General features: G+C 68.3%; 14 protein-coding genes. 13 read left to right on the plus strand and 1 reads right to left on the minus strand.

From position 1 onward, the window contains the following. The first annotated feature begins 181 nt into the window (after positions 1 to 181). The 13 genes from LJE69_RS18090 to LJE69_RS18150 all read left to right on the plus strand — a co-directional run bounded on the left by LJE69_RS18090 (position 182) and on the right by LJE69_RS18150 (position 16,996). Positions 182 to 2,692 carry a glycogen/starch/alpha-glucan phosphorylase gene (locus LJE69_RS18090; RefSeq protein ID WP_296927439.1) on the plus strand — a complete coding sequence of 837 codons (2,511 nt, stop codon included), beginning with the start codon at positions 182 to 184 and terminating at the stop codon, positions 2,690 to 2,692. Beyond that, positions 2,689 to 4,035, plus strand: coding sequence for a Glu/Leu/Phe/Val dehydrogenase (locus LJE69_RS18095; protein WP_296927440.1), 1,347 nt, complete (start codon positions 2,689 to 2,691; stop codon positions 4,033 to 4,035). The genes LJE69_RS18090 and LJE69_RS18095 overlap by 4 nt, the downstream gene beginning before the upstream one ends. A gap of 1,137 nt (positions 4,036 to 5,172) precedes the next feature. Then, entirely contained in the window at positions 5,173 to 5,700 is a 528-nt protein-coding gene (locus LJE69_RS18100; RefSeq protein WP_296927441.1) for a transposase, read from the plus strand. Positions 5,701 to 5,914: 214 nt separating this feature from the next. Then, complete coding sequence (locus LJE69_RS18105) at positions 5,915 to 6,928, plus strand: SGNH/GDSL hydrolase family protein (protein ID WP_296927442.1); 1,014 nt, start codon at positions 5,915 to 5,917, stop codon at positions 6,926 to 6,928. A 234-nt stretch (positions 6,929 to 7,162) separates the two neighbouring features. Beyond that, on the plus strand, positions 7,163 to 7,441 hold the full coding sequence (locus tag LJE69_RS18110) for a PepSY domain-containing protein (protein ID WP_296927443.1): 279 nt from the start codon (positions 7,163 to 7,165) through the stop codon (positions 7,439 to 7,441). 10 nt (positions 7,442 to 7,451) lie between these two features. Further along, positions 7,452 to 8,117: a response regulator transcription factor gene (locus tag LJE69_RS18115; RefSeq protein ID WP_296927444.1), complete on the plus strand. Its 666-nt coding sequence runs from the start codon at positions 7,452 to 7,454 to the stop codon at positions 8,115 to 8,117. Further along, entirely contained in the window at positions 8,095 to 9,594 is a 1,500-nt protein-coding gene (locus LJE69_RS18120) for a sensor histidine kinase (RefSeq protein WP_296927445.1), read from the plus strand. Before LJE69_RS18115 ends, LJE69_RS18120 begins: the two co-directional genes overlap by 23 nt. Positions 9,595 to 10,111: 517 nt before the next feature. Then, positions 10,112 to 10,243 (plus strand): hypothetical protein, encoded by a 132-nt coding sequence (locus LJE69_RS18125; RefSeq protein ID WP_296927446.1) that lies wholly within the window; start codon positions 10,112 to 10,114, stop codon positions 10,241 to 10,243. A 23-nt stretch (positions 10,244 to 10,266) separates the two neighbouring features. Continuing rightward, positions 10,267 to 11,577: a TolC family protein gene (locus tag LJE69_RS18130; protein WP_296927447.1), complete on the plus strand. Its 1,311-nt coding sequence runs from the start codon at positions 10,267 to 10,269 to the stop codon at positions 11,575 to 11,577. 125 nt (positions 11,578 to 11,702) lie between these two features. Beyond that, entirely contained in the window at positions 11,703 to 12,797 is a 1,095-nt protein-coding gene (locus LJE69_RS18135; protein ID WP_296927449.1) for an efflux RND transporter periplasmic adaptor subunit, read from the plus strand. Beyond that, a complete protein-coding gene (locus LJE69_RS18140) occupies positions 12,797 to 15,907 on the plus strand; it encodes a CusA/CzcA family heavy metal efflux RND transporter (protein WP_296927450.1) in 3,111 nt (1,036 codons plus the stop codon). The genes LJE69_RS18135 and LJE69_RS18140 overlap by 1 nt, the downstream gene beginning before the upstream one ends. Before the next feature lie 9 nt (positions 15,908 to 15,916). Further along, positions 15,917 to 16,219: a DUF3240 family protein gene (locus tag LJE69_RS18145; protein WP_296927451.1), complete on the plus strand. Its 303-nt coding sequence runs from the start codon at positions 15,917 to 15,919 to the stop codon at positions 16,217 to 16,219. Positions 16,220 to 16,585: 366 nt separating this feature from the next. Continuing rightward, the gene (locus LJE69_RS18150) at positions 16,586 to 16,996 is read left to right on the plus strand and encodes a hypothetical protein (RefSeq protein WP_296927452.1); all 411 of its coding nucleotides are present in this window, start codon (positions 16,586 to 16,588) and stop codon (positions 16,994 to 16,996) included. Between the two features lie 393 nt (positions 16,997 to 17,389). Here the strand turns inward: LJE69_RS18150 and LJE69_RS18155 are convergent, their stop codons facing one another. Beyond that, complete coding sequence (locus LJE69_RS18155) at positions 17,390 to 17,851, minus strand: Lrp/AsnC family transcriptional regulator (RefSeq protein WP_296927453.1); 462 nt, start codon at positions 17,849 to 17,851, stop codon at positions 17,390 to 17,392. Between the last annotated feature and the right edge of the window lie 136 nt (positions 17,852 to 17,987).

Consider the following 17,987-nt stretch of genomic DNA (forward strand, 5'->3'; position numbering starts at 1 on the left):
CACGACCAGCGAATGCCTTCGCGCCGCGGCGGGTGCGCGTTATCTTTAGCGTTGACGCAGCGCCCCGACGGATCGTTTCTTGCAAGCTGGCTTTCTTGCAGAGCGGTCGTCGGCGCCCCCTATCGTGCCGCCGATGACCCCGCGACGGTTCTCCTCCGACCCCTTTCCTGGAACACGTTTGATGTCCCCGTTCAAAGACCTGAGCCAGAGCACCCCGAAAGAGACCCTGTTCAACCTCGCCCCACTGCCGATGGACAAGGACGGCATCGCGCTGGACTTCCAGCGCTACTACGCGCACACGCTGGGGCGGGACCGCGACTGCAAGTCCGCCTACTATCCCTACAAGGCCCTGGCCATCACGCTGCGCGACCGGCTGATGGAGCGCTGGAAGCGCACGCGCCTTGCCCACGACGAGGCCAACTGCAAGCGCACCTATTACCTGTCGCTGGAGTTCCTGATGGGGCGCTCGCTGTCCAACGCGCTGCTCAACCTCGGCGTCGACGATGCCGCCCGCAAGGCGCTGTACGAGCTGGGCTTGATGTACGAGGAACTGGAGGCCGCGGAGATGGACGCGGGCCTCGGCAACGGCGGTCTGGGCCGGCTCGCCGCCTGCTTCCTCGATAGCTGCGCGACGCTGCAGCTGCCGGTGAAGGGCTACGGCCTCAGGTACGAGTACGGCATGTTCCGCCAGCTCATCGAGAACGGCCGCCAGGTGGAGGAGCCGGACCACTGGCTGCGCGACGGCAACCCCTGGGAGCTGGAGCGCCCGGAATACACCCAGCGCATCCCCTTCTTCGGCCACGTCGACGTGTACAAGGACGAGTCTGACCGCGAGCACCGGCGCTGGGTCGGCACCCACGACGTGCTGGCGGTGCCCTACGACATCCCGATCCCGGGCTACAAGAACGACACGATCAACACGCTGCGGCTATGGTCGGCGGCGGCCACGGACGAGTTCGACCTCGGCGAGTTCAACGCCGGCAGCTATCCGGAGTCCGTCGCCGCCAAGAACGACGCCGAGCACATCACCATGGTGCTCTACCCGAATGACGCCAGCGAGAACGGCAAGGAGCTCCGGCTGCGCCAGCAGTTCTTCCTCGCCTGCGCCAGCATCAAAGACGTGATGCGCGAGTGGATCCGCCTGCACGGGCGCGACTTCACCGAGTTCGCCGACAAGAACTGCTTCCAGCTGAATGACACGCATCCCGCCGTGTCGGTGCCTGAGCTGATGCGCCAGCTCGTGGACGAGCAGCATCTGGACTGGGACGTCGCCTGGGGGATCACCACCCGCACCATGGCCTACACCAACCACACCCTGCTGCCGGAGGCGCTGGAGCGCTGGCCGGTCAGGCTGTTCCAACAGCTCCTGCCGCGGGTGCTGGAGATCATCTACGAGATCAACGCCAGGTTCCTTTCCCAGGTGGCCGCCCGCTGGCCCGGCGACATGGAGCGCCAGCGGCGCATGTCGCTGATCGAGGAAGGGTACGACCCGCAGGTGCGGATGGCCTATCTCGCCATCGTCGGCAGCTTCTCCGTCAACGGCGTCGCCGCGCTGCACTCGGAGCTGCTGAAGCAGGGACTGTTTCGCGACTGGTACGAGCTCTGGCCGCAAAAGTTCAACAACAAGACCAATGGGGTTACGCCGCGCCGGTGGCTTGCCATGTGCAACCCGGGGCTCCGGGAACTGCTCGACGAGACCATCGGCAAGCAGTGGGTGCACGACCTCGCGCGCCTCGAGGCGCTGGCGCCGAAGGCCGACGATGCCGCCTTCCGTGAGCGCTGGGACAGCATCAAGCGCGCCAACAAGGAGCGGCTCGCCAAGTTGGTGGCCGGCACCTGCCAGGTGGAGTTCCCGTTGGAGTTCATGTTCGACGTGCAGGTGAAGCGCATCCACGAGTACAAGCGCCAGCTCCTGAACGTGCTGCACGTGATCCATCTCTACACCCGCATCAAGCGCGGCGACCTCGACATCGGCGCGCCGCGCTGCGTGCTCATCGGCGGCAAGGCGGCTCCGGGCTACGAGATGGCCAAGCTCATCATCAAGCTCATCAACAACGTGGCCAAGGTCGTCAACGCCGATCCGGAGGTGAGCGAGTGGCTGCGCATGGTCTTCATCCCGGACTACCGGGTATCGGTGATGGAGGTGCTGGCACCGGGAACGGATCTGTCGGAGCAGATCTCCACCGCCGGCAAGGAGGCGTCGGGCACCGGCAACATGAAGTTCATGATGAACGGCGCGGTCACCATCGGCACCCTGGACGGCGCCAACATCGAGATCCGCGACCAGGTGGGCGACGAGAACTTCTTCCTGTTCGGTCACACGGCGGAGGAAGTGCAACGCCTGCGCGGCCACTACGACCCGAACGGCATCATTGCCCGCGATTCGGCGCTCGCGGAGGTGATCGGCCTCCTGGAGTCCGGGCATTTCAGCCAGTTCGAGCAGGGCATCTTCGATCCCATCGTCCACGGCATCCGCAGCCCGCACGATCCCTGGCTCACGGCGGCGGACTTCGACAGCTACCGCTGCGCCCAGTTGCTGGCGGCCGAGGCCTACCGCGATCGCGAGCGCTGGCTGCGCATGAGCATCCTGAACAGCGCCCACAGCGGCTTCTTCTCGTCGGACCGCACCATCGCCGAGTACAACAACGACATCTGGCGCATGGAGCCCGTGCCACCGGCGACCGCGGCGTGAGCGGTACCATGGACGAGCACGTGCGGCCGTTCGGGGGCGCCGAGGAGCTCGCCCCGGTCCGCATCATCCGCGAGCAGTTCGCCCGCGCCCGGCGCCACTTCAACCACCTGGAGCCGGGGCTGGTGGACTTCCTGCGGCTGCCGCAGCGCACCATCACCGTCAACCTGCCGGTGGAGATGGACGATGGCCGCGTGGAGAACTTCGTCGGCTACCGGGTACTGCACAACGACCTGCTCGGCCCCGGCAAGGGCGGCATCCGCTTCCACCCTGAGGTGTCGCTGGATGAGGTCTCCGCCCTGGCGGCCCTGATGACCTGGAAGTGCGCGTTGGTGCGCATCCCCTTCGGTGGTGCCAAGGGCGGCGTTACCTGCGACACCAAGGGCCTGAGCCAGCGCGAGCTGAGGCGCATCACGCGGCGCTTCATCGCCGGGCTCGGCGACAACATCGGCCCCTATACGGACATCCCGGCGCCGGACATGTACACCAGCGCCCAGACCATGGCCTGGGTGTACGACACCTACGACAACATGCACCCCGGCGAGAACAACCTGCCGGTGGTCACCGGCAAGCCGCTGGAGCTCGGCGGCTCGGAGGGGCGCAACGAGGCCACCGGCCGCGGCTGCGTCTTCGCGCTGGAGCGCGCGCTTGCGTTGGGTGTGGTGCAGGGGCTGGAAGGCGTCGACGGCGCCCGCGTCGCCATCCAGGGCTTCGGCGAGGTGGGCCGCGTCGCCGCCCGCTTGCTGATCGAGCGCGGTGCCCACGTCATCGCCGTCAGCGACTCCCGCGGCGGTGTGCTGGCCGAGAACGGCGATGCCCTCGATCTGGACGCGGTCCTCGCGCAGAAGGCCGAGTCCGGCAGCGTCGTCGGCCTGCGCGGCAGTCGCACCATCACCAACGACGACCTGCTGGCCCTGCCCTGCGACGTGCTGATTCCCGCCGCCCTGGGCGGGCAGATCCATGCCGGCAACGCCGGCCGCGTGCAGGCGAGGCTGATCGTCGAGGGCGCCAACCGGCCGATCACGCCGGAGGCAGATGACATTCTCGCCGCGAAGGGCATTCGGGTATTGCCGGACATCCTCGCCAATGCGGGCGGCGTCACCGTGAGCTACTACGAGTGGGTGCAGAACATCGAGCACCACAGCTGGCCGCTGGAGTCCATCAACGGCCGTCTGCTGGCGCGCATCAACGGCGCCACCGACCGTGTCGTAAGCCGCTGGCGCGCCTTTTCCGCCGATTGTGCGGACGCCGGCGGTGCCGTGTGCACGGATCTGCGTACCGCGGCGCTGGTGGAGGCGCTGGAGCGGCTCGCGCTTGTCGTGGAGCAGCGGGGCATCTGGCCCTGACCGATCCGGCGGATGGCCTGTCTGCCGAGGTCAACGCTGATGAATCAGCGTTTACCGATGGGCACGCCGATTGTTAGTTGGGCGCCCACTGTTCGCAATTGGCGCCCAGGCCGGCACCGAGGGCTAACCTGCTCAGCATTGGGCGGGTGCCGAGTTCCTTCATTTTTCAGTGCCTTGACGGCACTGAGAATGGTCGGGCATTTGGCGCGGCGGGAGACGCCAATAATCGGCGCTTCCCAATAACACCACGCCCGCCGCATTCTGCCAAGCTGTTTGCTGCTGGCTGGCCCGATGCTGTGTCCAACGCGGTTTCTCTCGCTTGCGCAATCGGCCCTTGCCGCGAACCTCAATCATAACTCCGTCCAGCCTGCGGGAGCGCGGTCCTCGCCGTGACGGGCGTCCAGTCGCGGCGAGGACGCCGCTCCCACAAAAGAGGCGAGGACGCCGCTCCCACAAAAGAAAGGCGGTGGCCGCAATTACGATGGCTGCGTGGAGAGACCACGTGCCGCTGTCTACGCGACCCTACTCCGCTCGTCGGCCTGAGAGTACGTGCAGATCATCCGGGTATTGACCATGCCTGCCGTTCTGCCAGTCGGCTGCTGGGCTTTCCCCCGGCCAGCGGTCGCCCGGTGTCCTTCGGGCAGCGGAATTCGGCGACCTCGTTCCGGCGCGATCATTTGGGCGATGGCGGCCCAAGTCGGGCCATGGGGGGCGGTCGTATCGTCGGCGAATTGGCTCGTCCCGTCGCGGAGTCTCGATCGAGCTTTAGGGAGTGCTCGGGTTCCTCGATAGGATCATGGTTGTGGATTCGTCGGCGTAATCGGGTCGCAGCGGCTACTCAGCGACAATGAACGCTGCTATTTTCCCCGCGACGGCGTCGTTGCATATCAGGACAGGCTTCACTCGAGCCCGAACGGAGCGCGCTCGGCAAGGCGGGTCTTCGAGCCGCTGTCCGGTTCGGACCAAGCAATGCCTGGGCGTGTCGATACGCAGTGAGTGTTGGTACGCTTGGGCGCCGGCTTCGTCATCCATGTTGGTCTTGCGAGACACGGGATCTCGCCAGCGTGGATCAGTCTCAGGTGACATAATACGGGCAATGTCAAGCGCGCCCGTCTTGCAGGAGAGCAGGCTACGCCAATGATTGCCTATCGCCGCGCCTACGAGCCGGGCGGCTGCTACTTTTTCACAGTCGTCACCTACGAGAGACGGCCATTGCTGATCGATCACATCCTCAACCTGCGGAGTGCCTTCAGCCATGCGTTGGAACAGCGGCCAGCACAGATGGATGCCCTCGTCATCCTGCCCGATCATCTGCACACCCTCTGGCGTCTGCCGCCTGGCGACTCGGACGTCTCGGGCCGCTGGACGCACATCAAGCGGTTGTTTTCCGCGCAGCTGATGCACGTCGCCACGACCACCCCGTCGCAGGCCGAGGGCGACTCTGGGGTCTGGCAGCGTGGATTCGGGGAACGCCTGGTCGAGAGCGAGCAGGAGTGGCGACGATACATGGACTACATCCACTACAACCCCGTCAGGCATGGTCTGTGTCAAAGGCCCATTGAATGGCCCTATGGCACCTTCCGGTCGGCGGTGGCGGAGGGGCTGTACAACAGGGACTGGGGTAGGGAATTGCCTGACAGCATTGCCGGACTGGATCTCGAATGAGTCTGCACCTGGGGGCGCATCCGCGGGCGATGGGGGCGCGCCGTGCGAGCCAATGCAGCCGCTGTCGGCCTCGGCAAATGCCGAATATCCCGGCGATGTCCCGGCCATGGACGCGGTCTCCGACGGCGGGACAGCGCCACGATGCACCATCGCGCTGGCGTCCCGCCACCTTTGCGTCTTGCCGTTTTTCGGCCTTTTTTCGGGAGATCAGCACGTGAGCAGAGCGTCAGGTTCCTGGATCATTTCCGCCCTGGTGTTTGCGGCGCTGGTGGTCGCCGCCGCACCGGGCAATGCCGGCTCCTTCAACGAGCTGGTCGTGATCGGCGACAGCCTGTCCGACACCGGCAACATCTATGCCCGCAGCGGCGACACCTACCCCCCGTCGCCGCCGTATGACGCCGGGCGCTACTCCAATGGGCCGGTCTGGGTAGAGGTCTTGGCCGACGCACTGGGGCTGCCCGCGCCAAACGCCGTGTTTGGGCCCGCCCCCCGCGACAAGACCAATTGGGCGCAAGGCGGAGCGACCACGGGCTACAAGACCACAGAGCTCGGCGAGACCGGCGAGACCGGTGAGATCGGTATGGCCTGGCAGGTGGACGAGATCGCCACCGATCCGACCATCACGAGCAGGATCGAGGACGCCCTGGTGGTCGTCTGGGGCGGTGCCAACGACTTCTTGGACGCGCCGACGACGGCCGATCCCAGCACCTCGGCTAGCAATCTGGCGGACCGTGTCGAGAAGCTGATCGGCCTCGGCGCCCGGTCATTCCTGCTGGCGAATCTGCCGCCATTGGACCGGACGCCCGAGTTCACCACCATCAACCCAGCGCTCGCGTCCCTGGCGGAAGCCTTCTCGACCGGCTTCGACACGGCCTATCGGGCGGAAGTCGCCGCGCTGGAGGCAGCTTATCCAGACGTCGAGTTCTACTACTTCGACGTGTACGCGATCTTCGAGGACGTGCTGGCCAATCCTGGCGCCTACGGTTTCACCAACGTCACGGGCAGCGCCCTGGAAGGCACCACCGTGGTTCCGGACCCCGACGATTATCTCTTCTGGGACAGTGTGCACCCGACCCGCACCGGCCATGCGGAGCTTGGTATGTTGGCGGCGGAGTTGGTGCGTGAGCCGTCGGAGCAGCCGGCGGTGGCCCTGCTGATGATGGGGCTGGGTGGGCTCGTGGCGCAGCAACGGCGCGGAGCGATGGGCGGCCGGCCAGCGTCGGCATAGTGGCCGGTGCGGGCGGCCCCCTGGTTTTTCTCCCAGTTCTTCTTCCGGGGCTTCGGCCGCTCGCGCAAGGTGGCGCGCCGAGCAAGCGCGGGCACACCCAAATTTTGCGCTCGGGCGTATATTCTGGAATGCAGAACACCCTAGCGGAGCCAGGCGTTGCGCTCGTCAGGTCCCGAACTCCGGCTGCCCGCTGCCAGGGCACTGCGTGCGCTCCTTGCCCCGCCAGCCGCCGCGATGCTACTTCTGTGTGCGCTGGCAGCCGACGCGGACCAGGACGCCGAGCGCGCCCGGCAACTGGTACAGCATGGCGACATCCTGCCGCTGGAGCAGATCCTGGCGCGGGTCAGGCAGGCGCGCGATGGCACGCTGATCGAGCTGGGACTGCGCCAGGAAGGGGATCATGGTACCTATGTCTATGAAGTGAAACTGCTGGACGCCCAAGGGCGGCTCTGGGAGATGGAACTCGACGCCGCCACCGGAGAGGTGATCGAGCAGGAGCCGGACGACGACTGACCCCTTTGCGATGCGCTTGCTGTTGATTGAAGACGACGCCGAGCTCGCCCGCGGCCTGCGCCAGGACCTCGCCGCCGCGGGCTATGCCGTGGACTGGGCCAAGGACGGCACCGACGGCGCCTTCCTCGGCACCGAAGAGCCCTATGACGTTGTCGTGCTGGACCTTGGCCTGCCCGGCAAGCCGGGTCTCCAGGTGCTCGCCGAGTGGCGTGCCGCTGGCGTCCACACCCCCGTGTTGATCCTCACCGCCCGGGACGCCTGGCACGAGCGGGTGGACGGGCTGCGCGCCGGTGCCGACGACTACCTCGGCAAGCCCTTCCACGTGCAGGAGCTGCTGGCGCGGCTGCAGGCTCTGACCCGCCGCAGCGCCGGCCAGGCGAGTCCGACCCTGCGGGTCGCCGGCCTGGAGCTGGACGAGGCCCGCCAGTGCGTGCTGTTGCCGGACGGCGCGGAGCACAACCTGACGGGCACCGAGTTCCGGCTGCTGCGCGTCTTCATGCGCAACCCGGACAAGGTCCTGTCCAAGGAGCGTCTGACCGAGCTGGTCTACGATCAGCACGCCGAGCACGGCAGCAACCTCATCGAGGTCTATGTGCGCCGGCTGCGCGGTAAGATCGGCCAACACCATTTGCGCACCCAGCGTGGGCAAGGCTATGTCTTCCCATCGAGTCCCTGATGCTGGCCTCGCCCAGCAGGGCGCCATCCATTCCGGCCGTGCCGCCGAGCGCGACGCGGCGCCCGCGCGCCGGCGCCGTTGGGCCTTCACGCCCATGGACTCCCTGGAGAACCGGCTCATCCTGGGCCTGGGGCTGAGCCTGGCGCTGCTGATCGGCGCCGCCTGGCTGCTCGGCCACAGCGCCCTGCACAGCAGCACTGACGCCTATGTGCTCTCGCGCTTGGAGCACGACGCCCAGGCACTGCTGGGGCGGATGGAGCACGCGGGTGAGATCGACGGCGCCGCCCGGCACCTGCTGCCCATCTATCGCCAGCCCTTCTCGGGGCACTATTACAAGGTGCTGACCGATGGGGAGGTGGCGCGCTCCCGCTCCCTGTGGGATCAGGATCTCGACGTGCCTGCGCTGGCCGTCGGCAAGGTGCGCACCTGGCACACCCGCGGCCCCAGCGGCCAGCCGCTGCTGGTTCGCGCCGCGGGCTACCAGGTGGGGCAGCATACCGTCACTGTCGCCATTGCCGAGGATATGACCCCGTTGCTCGGCACCCTGCAGGGCTTCGAGCGGCTGTTCGCGATCCTCGCCGTGGTCGGACTGGCGATGATGCTCGTGATGCAGCGGCTCATCCTGCGCTGGTCCTTCCGCCGGTTGCGACCCGTCTATCAGGACATCGACGCGCTGGAGCGCGGCGCCACCAGTCGCCTCACCGAGCGTGTGCCAGCCGAGATTCTGCCCCTGGTGCGCAAGCTGAACGGCCTGCTCGCCGTCTACGAGCAGCGGCTGACGCGCTCGCGCAACGCCGCCGGCAACCTGGCGCACGCGCTGAAGGGGCCGCTCAACATCATGCGCCAGCAGTTGCGTGCGCCGGCCGCGGCCGACGGTCAGGCCGGCACGCTGTTCCAGTTGGCGTCACAAGAGCTCGGCGCGCGCGAGGTCTGCGCCAGTCAGGTGGAGCGCATTCGCGAGCTGGTGGAGCGCGAGCTCAAGCGCGCGCGCATCGCCGGCCGCGCCAAGGCGGGCTCGGTATTCGACCCTGCCGAAGAGGTGCCGGACCTGCGCCGCCTGTTGCTCACGCTGTACCGCGGCAAGTCCCTCGACATCGACTGCCGCAACCAGCTCGCCGGTCCGATCGCCGCCGACCGTGAGGACCTGCTGGAGATCCTCGGCACCCTGCTGGACAACGCCTGCAAGTGGGCCGAGCGGCGCGTCCGTTGCACCCTGATGCCGGCGCCGGGTGGCGCCGGCGCCGTACGCATGGTGGTGGAGGATGACGGACCCGGCTGCGACCCGGCGGAGCTGGAGCGCATCGCCCGTCGCGGCGAGCGCCTGGACGAGCAGGTGGACGGTCATGGCCTCGGGCTCGCCATCGCGCGCGAGATCGCCGAGTCCTACGGCGGCGGCATCACGCTCGGCCGTTCCGCGGACCTGGGCGGTTTTCTGGCACAGGTGGAGCTGCCGCTGACGGAGAGTCGGGGCACCTAGGAACGGTTCAAGAACGACTGAAACGTCGCGGAAGTAGTGGATGAAGCGAAGCGCATCCACCGCAGGCCAAGCGGATCGTAGTCGGGCCGACGAAGGATGCCTAACAATTAGGCGGTTACGTTGCGCACCCTGTCGGGCTTTGTCTCTCAGCTCGACCCGTGACGGATTCGTGCCCAGTTTCCAGGGTGCCGAAGCACTAGTGGAGCGTTTCTCCCAACTTTGCTTTCGTTGTCGTTGTCGTTGTCGTTGTCGAGTATCCAATTACGACCACGACCACGACCACGACCACGACCTGAGACGGTCTCGGGACTTGTGGACTGGTGCACTAGCCTTGCGCCCGCTCGAATCCGCCACCCCTCTCCCTCGGCGCTGGTCGGAGCACCCGTTCCCTTTCAGCTCCGTTTCAGCAAGCACCCCTAGCCTGTGCGTCAAGTCCTAGAGCGGCAGTGGGTGATCGCGCCCGCCGCGCCCCGTGTCCGCTCGACCACGTCGAGCCAAACTCAGAGGAAGACTTCTGATGCACATCCAGGCACCGATTCCCTCGGCGCTGGCGCTGTCCGCGACCATGTCGGCCGCCGCGGCGCAGGCCCCGGCCGCCGACGAGGCAGCCGCCGACGACGGCACCCTGGTGGCCGAGGACGAAGATTGAGTCTCGCCCCGCGATACAGCCCCATGGAAACCCGCAATGAACCGCGACGCGTGCCACGCCAGGCCCAGGGTCAGGCCCAGGCACCGCGCCGCCCCTGGCGCAAGCCGCCTGCGGCGGCCTCGCTGCTGCTGACGGCGCTAATCGCCGCCGGCGCCTGGCAGCAGGCCGCGGCCGCGACCCTCGGTGAGGCGGTGAGCTCGGCGCTCGCGCTCGCCGGCCAGGGCCAGCGGTTGGCGGCGGAGCGCGCGGTCGGCAGCGCGCTGCGCGAGAAGGCCCACGGCCTGCTCGCCGACAACCCGGCGCTGCGCCTCAAGGTCCTCTCGGACCGCGCCACCGGCAACCAGGGCACCTACGAGCTGGAGGGCATGGTGGATCTGCCGCTGTTGCTGCCGGGCCAGCGCAGCGCGCGGCTGGACCTGGCCGACAGCACCGACGCCGCCGCCGACGCCCTCATGCAGCGGCTGCGGTGGGAGATGACCGGCCTGGTGCGCGAGGCGGTCTGGGACGCGGCACTGGCGGAAGGCCGGCTGCGGCAGGCGGAGGGCGCGCTGGCCAGTGCCAAGGCGCTGGAGGCGGCCGTGGGCAAGCGCAAGGGCGCCGGTGAGCTGGCACAGCTCGACCTGCTGCTGGCCCGCCAGGAGACCCTGGCCAGCCAGAGCGACCTGGACGCCGCCCTCGCCGCCCATGCCGAGGCCATGGCCGCCTACCGCAGCCTCACTGGCCAGCAGCAACTGCCGGACCCGCTCACCGAGCCCGCGCCGTCGCTTGCGCCGACAGCGGCGAGCGACTCGCCGGTACCGCCCGGCCACCCGCTGCTGGCGAGCCTGGAGCAGGCGGTGGCGACGGCACGCTCGGAGCGCTCGCGGGTGAGCGCCGACCGGCGCGGCAATCCCATCCTGAGCTTCGGTGCCAAGCGTGCGCGCGCCGACCGCTATTCACCGGACGACGACGCTCTGCAGATGGAGGTGATCCTGCCGTTCGGCCTCAAGCGCGCCACCGCGCCCGACATGGCGCGGGCAGAGCGCGACTACACCGCGCAGCTCGCCGAGCTCCAGCAGGCCCGCCAGACGGTGGCCAAGGACGTGGCCACGGCTCGTGTCGCGGTGGCGGGTGCGTCACAGCAGCTCGCCAGCGCCCGCGAGCGCACCAAGGTCACCGACGCCGCGCTGCAACTGGCCCGGCGCGCCTTCGATCTGGGCGAAGGCGACCTCGCCGCCCTGCTGCGCGCCGAGGAGCGCGCCCGCGAGGCCCACCTGAACCTCGCGTTGCGCGAGCTGGAGCAGGACCGGGCGCTGTCCCGTCTCAATCAAGCACTTGGAGTGATACCGGAATGATTTGGTCCGGAACGATTCAGCCCTGCCCAAACGCGCCCGCGGCCGCTGCCGCCCGCGCGGGGCGTGGGCACGGCCGGCGCGCAGTCGGCCGCATCGGGCTGCTGCCTGTCTTGGCGTTGGCGCTGATGCAGGCGCCTGCACAAGCGCAGCCGCAGGAGCGCGCGCAGCCCCTGATCCCCCTCAACACCGAGGAGCAGCACGCCTTCGGCATCGAGGTGGCGGCACCGGTGCCCGCGCGGGCGTCGCTGAGCCGCCGCTATCCGGGCCAGGTGGCCGTGCCGAACCGCCAGCTACGCGTGGTGGCGGCGCCGCAGGCCGGCGTCGTCGAGACCCTGCTGGTGGCCGAGGGTGAGCGCGTCGCCCCGGACCAGGTGCTCGCGCGGCTCGCGAGCCCCGAGTTGGTGGAGGCGCAGAGCAACTACCTGGAGGCGGTGACGCGGCTGGAGCTGGCCGACAGCGAGCTCCAGCGCGAGCGCATGCTGCACAGCGAGGGCATCACGGCCGAGCGCCGCCTCATCGAGGCGCAGTCCCGGCAGCGGGAGCTGGCGACCCTGGCGGACCAGCGCCGTCAGCGCCTGGTGCTGGCAGGGCTGCGGCCCGCGGCCATCGACGAACTGGCGAAGAGCCACCGGCTGAGCAGCACGCTCGCGGTGCGCACGCCCATCGGTGGCGTGGTGCTGGAGCAGATGGTGGACACGGGCCAGTCCGTGGCCGCCTCGGCGCCGCTGTACCGCATTGGCGAGCTGGCGCCGTTGTGGGTGGAGGCGCACGTGCCCGTTGATGCGCTCGCGGGCGTCGAGGCGGGCGGTCTGGTGCGCCTGCCTGAGCTCGGGGTCGACGGGCGCATCATCACCGTCGGCCGCCTGGTGCACCCCGAAGACCAGGGCGTGCTGGTGCGCGCCGAGATCACCGACGGCGCCGATGCGCTGCGTCCGGGGCAGTTCACCGTGGTGCAGCTCAGCACCGGGGCGGAGCCCGGGGCCGCGGACGGCGCGGGTTCCGGCTCCTGGCGGCTGCCGAGCGCCGCCGTGGTGCGCCAGGCCGGCGCGACCTATTGCTTCCTGCAAGTGGAAGGCGGCTTCCGCGCCGTGCCCGTCACCGTGGTGGCCGAAGAAGACCAGAGCACCGTGGTGCGCGGACCGTTCACTGCGTCCGACCGCGTCGCAGTGGGCGGCGTCGCGGCGCTGAAGGCGGCCTGGCTCGCCGGGGACGGCGCCTGATGCTCGCCCGGCTGATCCAGTTCGCGCTCACCCAGCGGCTGCTGATGCTGCTGGCCATCCTGCTGCTCGTCGGCGGTGGCTGGCGCGCCTTCCAGCACACGCCCATCGACGCCTTCCCGGACGTCTCCACGACCCAGGTGAAGGTCATCATCAAGGCGCCGGGCATGACGCCCGAAGAGGTGGAATCGCGCATCACCGCGCTCGTCGAGGTGGAGATGCTCGGCATTCCGCGCCAGACCATGCTGCGCTCCGTCGCCAAGTACGCGCTGACGGACATCACCGTCGACTTCCAGGAAGGCACCGACATCTACTGGGCGCGCCAGCAGGTGGCCGAGCGGCTGAACGCGGTCTGGTCGGACCTGCCGGACGGCGTCTCCGGGGGCATCGCGCCCATGACCACGCCGCTCGGCGAGATGCTGATGTTCCGCATCGAGGGCGGCGACCTGACCCTGGCCGAGAAGCGCGACCTGCTGGACTGGACCATTCGCCCGGCGCTGCGCTCGGTGCCCGGCGTGGCGGACGTGAACGCCTTGGGCGGCTACGTGACCACCTTCGAGGTGGTGCCCGACCACGCGCGCATGGCCGCCTTCGGCGTGCGGCTGGCCGACCTGCGCGACGCCATCGAGCGCAGCAATCGCAACGACGGCGCCGGGCGCCTGGACGAGGGCGAGGAGGCGCTGCTGGTGCGCAGTCAAGGCGCCATCACCACGCTGCAAGACCTCGCCGACATCGTCGTCGGCGGCAGCCCCAAGCAGCCGGTGCGGGTCGCCAACATCGCCGAGGTGCGCCGCGCCGCGCTGACCCGCTACGGCGCCGTGACCCGCGACGGCAAGGGCGAGACCGTGGAGGGCCTGGTGCTGGGGCTGCGCGGGGCCAACGCGCGGGCCGTGGTCGAGGGCGTGAAGGCGAAGCTCGATGAGCTCTCGCCCAGCCTGCCGGACGGCGTGAAGGTCCAGGTCTTCTACGACCGCGGCGTGCTGGTGGACAAGGCCGTGCACACGGTGAGCAAGGCGCTGGTGGAGGCGACGGTGCTGGTGCTGGTGCTGCTGGTGCTCTTCCTCGGCGACCTGCGCGCCGCGCTCACGGTGGCGCTGATTCTGCCGCTGGCGGCGCTGTCCACGTTCATTCTGATGCGCCAGTTCGGGCTGTCGGCGAACCTGATGTCCCTGGGTGGCCTGGCCATCGCCATCGGCATGCTGGTGGACGCGGCCGTGGTGGTGGTGGAGAACATCGTCAGTCAGTTGTCCCGGCATGCCGGCGACGGGAGTGGCGACGGTGGTGCCAACGGTGGTCATGCCGGTAACGGCAATGGCGGCAGCCGGCTGCCGCGGCTGCACCTGATCTTTCGCGCCACGCGCGAGGTCTCCGTGCCGGTGGCCTCCGGCATTCTGATCATCATCATCGTCTTTCTGCCGCTCTTAACCCTGCAGGGGCTGGAGGGCAAGCTGTTCGTGCCCGTGGCGCTCACCATCGTGTTTGCGCTGGCGAGCTCGCTGCTGCTGTCGCTGACCGTGATCCCGACGCTGGCCTCGTTCCTGCTTGGCAAGGCGGGCCACGGCGAGCCCTGGCTGGTGCGGCAACTGCTTCGGCTCTACACGCCGGTGCTGGGCTGGGGCCTGCGCCACCAGTGGCTGGTGGTTGCGGTCGCGGTGGCGATGCTGGTGGGCGCGGGTGCGCTCTACACCCGCATCGGCAAGGCTTTCATGCCCACCATGGACGAGGGTGATCTCGTCGTGCAGTTGGAGAAGCTGCCGTCCATCAACCTGGCCGAGTCCATCGCCATCGACCAGCGCGTGCAGAGGGCCATCATGGCGGCGGTGCCGGAGGTGCGCGCCGTCATCGCCCGCACCGGCTCCGACGAGCTGGGCCTGGACCCCATGGGCCTGAACCAGACCGACAGCTTCCTGATGCTCGCCCCAAGGGAGGAATGGCGCTTCGAGACCAAGGACGAGCTCATCGACGCCATTCGCGCGGTGCTGGAGCGCTTCCCGGGGCTCGATTTCGCCTTCACCCAGCCCATCGAGATGCGCGTCTCGGAGATGCTGACCGGCGTGCGCGGCGACCTGGCCGTGAAGGTGTTCGGCACCGACCAGGACCAGCTCAATCGCGTCAGCGCCGACATCGTCGACGTGCTTTCCGGCATCGACGGCGCCGAGGACGTCTACACGCCGCGCAACGAGGGCGCGCAGTACCTGAACCTGGTGGTGGACCGCATGGAGGCCGGCCGGCTCGGCATCGACGCCGACGCGCTCGCGGCGCTGCTGCGCGCGCAGGTGGAGGGGCTGCCGGTGGGCATCGTCTACCGCGAGGGCAAGCGCCGGCCGCTGGTGATTCGCGGCGACGAGGCGCTACGCACCTCCCCCGCGCGTTTCACTGGCCTGCAGGTGGCCACGCCGGATGGCCGCTCGGTGCCGCTCACCAACCTGGTGCACATGGAGCGGGTGGAGGGGCCGGTGGCGCTGTCGCGGGAGCTGGGCAACCGGCTGGCGGTGGCCATCGCGAATGTCTCGGGACGCGATCTGGTGGGCTTCGTCGAGGAGGCCAAGCAGGCGGTGGCGGACAAGGTGGACCTGCCCCCCGGCTATTGGCTCGAATGGGGCGGCGAGTTCGAGAATCAGCAGCGCGCCGCCGCCCGCCTCGCGCTGGTGGTGCCGGTGGCGCTGGGGCTGATCTTCCTGGTGCTGTTCTCCACCTTCGGCTCCGTGCGGCAGGCGCTGCTGGTGCTCTCCAACATCCCGTTCGCGCTCATCGGCGGCGTCGTCGGGCTGTTCATCACCGGCGAATACCTGTCGGTGCCGGCGTCGGTGGGCTTCATCGCCCTGCTCGGCATCGCGGTGCTGAACGGCGTCGTCATGGTCACCTGGTTCAAGCAGCTCCAGGCCCTGGGCCGGCCCATCGACGAGGTGGTGATGGAAGGCGCAAAGCGGCGGCTGCGCCCGGTGCTGATGACCGCCAACATCGCCGCCTTCGGCCTGGTGCCGCTGTTGTTCGCCACCGGCCCGGGCTCCGAGATCCAGCGCCCGCTCGCCATCGTCGTCATCGGTGGGCTCTTGTCCTCGACGGCGCTGACGCTGATCCTGCTGCCGATCCTGTACCGGCGCTTCGGCTGAGAAACGAACATGTCCGACTCCCTGCTGCATCTGATCGTACCCACCAGCATCGAGGACGCGCTGGTGGAATGGCTGCTGGAGCGCGACGACGTGCCCGGCTTCTCCAGCCTGCCCATCTCCGGCCACGGCTCCTCCGAGCACTCCATGAGCCTCGCCGAGCAGGTGGCTGGGCGCACCCGCCGGGTGCTGTTCCTGTTGCAACTGCCGCAGCCGGTGGCGGAGCGGGTGCTCGCCGCCCTGCAAAGCGACTTCGCCGGCACCGGCCTGCACTGGTGGCTCACGCCTGTGCTGGCGGCCGGGCGGCTCGACTGACAGGGGCCAATCTGGCCGCCGTGGGAGCGGCGTCCCCGCCGCGATTCCGAGCCGCCGTCGGAGCGCCGTCGTCGTAGGAGCGCGTAGGGCGGGAAAGCGAAGAGATTGGGCAAGTATTTTGGTCGCAACCCCGAAATCGAGCGGATCGTAGGTCGGGTTAGCGATAGCGTAACCCGACAATCAACGGCTTACCGACGCCCACCGTCGGGTTACGCTGCGCTGACCCGACCTACACCGAATACTTGTCCGGGGTCTCCAACCGCATCCGCCGCTTCGCCGCGGCGCCCTTGTCGCCCGCGTTCAGCCCGGTTTCAGGATGCCCCCGTAGCCTGAGCTTCAAGTCAAAACGTCTTGCAAGAGCCGGACATGAAGCTCACCCGAACCACCCGCTTGCTGTTGCTGATCCTCATCGTCGCCGCGCCCATTGGTGCCGTTGCCGCCGCCAAGCCTGCCCCGGTAGGCGCCCCGGCCGGCGCCCTGAATATCCTCGTCGAGCCCAACAGTCACCTGACCCCCGCCGGCATCCAAGCCAGTCGCGACAATGGCGCCCTTGAGGTGTCAGGCCGCATCGAGAAGCGCTACGACCGCCGCGGACACATCGGCGGCCACGTGCAAGTGGAACTGCTGGGGGCCGACGGTGGGGTGCTCGCCCAGCGCGCCGCGCCCTTGATCCATTTCAGCCCCAGCCGCAAGAACCCCGACTACGCCACCTTCCTGCTCCAGGTCGACGACGCCCCGGCCGGTGTTGCCGCGGTGCGGGTCAGTCATCGGGACTGAACTAGCGCAGCGTTTCACCTGACTTTGCCTTCGTTGTCGTTGTCGTTGTCGTTGTCGAGTATCCGATTACGACCACGACCACGACCACGAGCCGAGACTTCGACCCGGTTCCTCGGCTCCGCCCTCAACCGGGTTGACGCCTGCAAAATTGGCTGAAACAGGGTACTAGCGGAGTGGGTCCATGCGCCAGTGCAGCATGCGGATGATGTCGATGCCCCCGCCGCGCACCAGACTAGACGGTCACCTGCGAGCCTTGTGCATCGCTGTGAACGCGCGTCTTGATGTCGGGTCGCGCTTTGCCATTGATCCATGTCGCGGCGCGTGCGGCCGGAAAACACCCGGCGTTGCTGCTTCTGCGTGCGTCGCCGTTTCCACTAATCCGGCCGCACGGTCTCAGCCGACCGGCAGCGCCGTGCGCTCCACCACCTGCCGCAGCACGAAGCTGGAGTGCACGCCGCTGACGCCTTCGATGCGGGTCAGTTTGTTGAGCAGCAGGTCCTGGTAGGCGTCCATGTCGCGGACGATGACCTTGAGTTGGTAGTCGGCGTCGCGGCCCGTGATCAGCGAGCATTCCAGCACCTCCGGCATCGCGTTGATCTGGGCGTCGAAGTTCTCGAAGCGCTCCGGCGTGTGCCGGTCCATGGAGATGCTGATGAAGGCGATGAGGTTGAGCCCCAGCGCCTTGGCGTTCAGCAGCGCCCGGTAGCCTTCGATGATGCCGGCCTCCTCCAGCGCCCGTACCCGCCGGAGACACGGCGACGGTGACAGGCCGATGCGGTCGGCCAGCTCCTGGTTGCTGATGCGGCCGTCGGTTTGGAGGATCTCGAGGATGCGTTTGTCGTAGGGGTCGAGCATGTTTCGTAGTGCTTAGTGCTTAGTGCTTAGTGCTTAGTGCTTAGTGCTTAGTGCTTAGTGCTTAGTGCTTAGTGCTTAGTGCTTAGTGCTTAGTGCGGAGTGCGGAGTGCGGAGTGCGGAGTGCGGAGTGCGGAGT

Origin of the sequence: Thiohalocapsa sp. (assembly GCF_022340605.1) — a bacterium.
Taxonomy (GTDB): Bacteria; Pseudomonadota; Gammaproteobacteria; order Chromatiales; family Chromatiaceae; genus Thiohalocapsa.

What these genes read in the sequence shown, in the direction of transcription:
- LJE69_RS18145 (WP_296927451.1), top strand. Translation starts at nt 15,917, where the DNA reads ATGTCCGACTCCCTGCTGCATCTGATCGTACCCACCAGCATCGAGGAC.
- LJE69_RS18090 (WP_296927439.1), top strand. Translation starts at nt 182, where the DNA reads ATGTCCCCGTTCAAAGACCTGAGCCAGAGCACCCCGAAAGAGACCCTG.
- LJE69_RS18135 (WP_296927449.1), top strand. Translation starts at nt 11,703, where the DNA reads ATGCAGGCGCCTGCACAAGCGCAGCCGCAGGAGCGCGCGCAGCCCCTG.
- LJE69_RS18110 (WP_296927443.1), top strand. Translation starts at nt 7,163, where the DNA reads ATGCTACTTCTGTGTGCGCTGGCAGCCGACGCGGACCAGGACGCCGAG.
- LJE69_RS18120 (WP_296927445.1), top strand. Translation starts at nt 8,095, where the DNA reads ATGTCTTCCCATCGAGTCCCTGATGCTGGCCTCGCCCAGCAGGGCGCC.
- LJE69_RS18155 (WP_296927453.1), bottom strand. Translation starts at nt 17,851, where the DNA reads ATGCTCGACCCCTACGACAAACGCATCCTCGAGATCCTCCAAACCGAC.
- LJE69_RS18100 (WP_296927441.1), top strand. Translation starts at nt 5,173, where the DNA reads ATGATTGCCTATCGCCGCGCCTACGAGCCGGGCGGCTGCTACTTTTTC.
- LJE69_RS18125 (WP_296927446.1), top strand. Translation starts at nt 10,112, where the DNA reads ATGCACATCCAGGCACCGATTCCCTCGGCGCTGGCGCTGTCCGCGACC.
- LJE69_RS18150 (WP_296927452.1), top strand. Translation starts at nt 16,586, where the DNA reads ATGAAGCTCACCCGAACCACCCGCTTGCTGTTGCTGATCCTCATCGTC.
- LJE69_RS18115 (WP_296927444.1), top strand. Translation starts at nt 7,452, where the DNA reads ATGCGCTTGCTGTTGATTGAAGACGACGCCGAGCTCGCCCGCGGCCTG.
- LJE69_RS18140 (WP_296927450.1), top strand. Translation starts at nt 12,797, where the DNA reads ATGCTCGCCCGGCTGATCCAGTTCGCGCTCACCCAGCGGCTGCTGATG.
- LJE69_RS18130 (WP_296927447.1), top strand. Translation starts at nt 10,267, where the DNA reads ATGGAAACCCGCAATGAACCGCGACGCGTGCCACGCCAGGCCCAGGGT.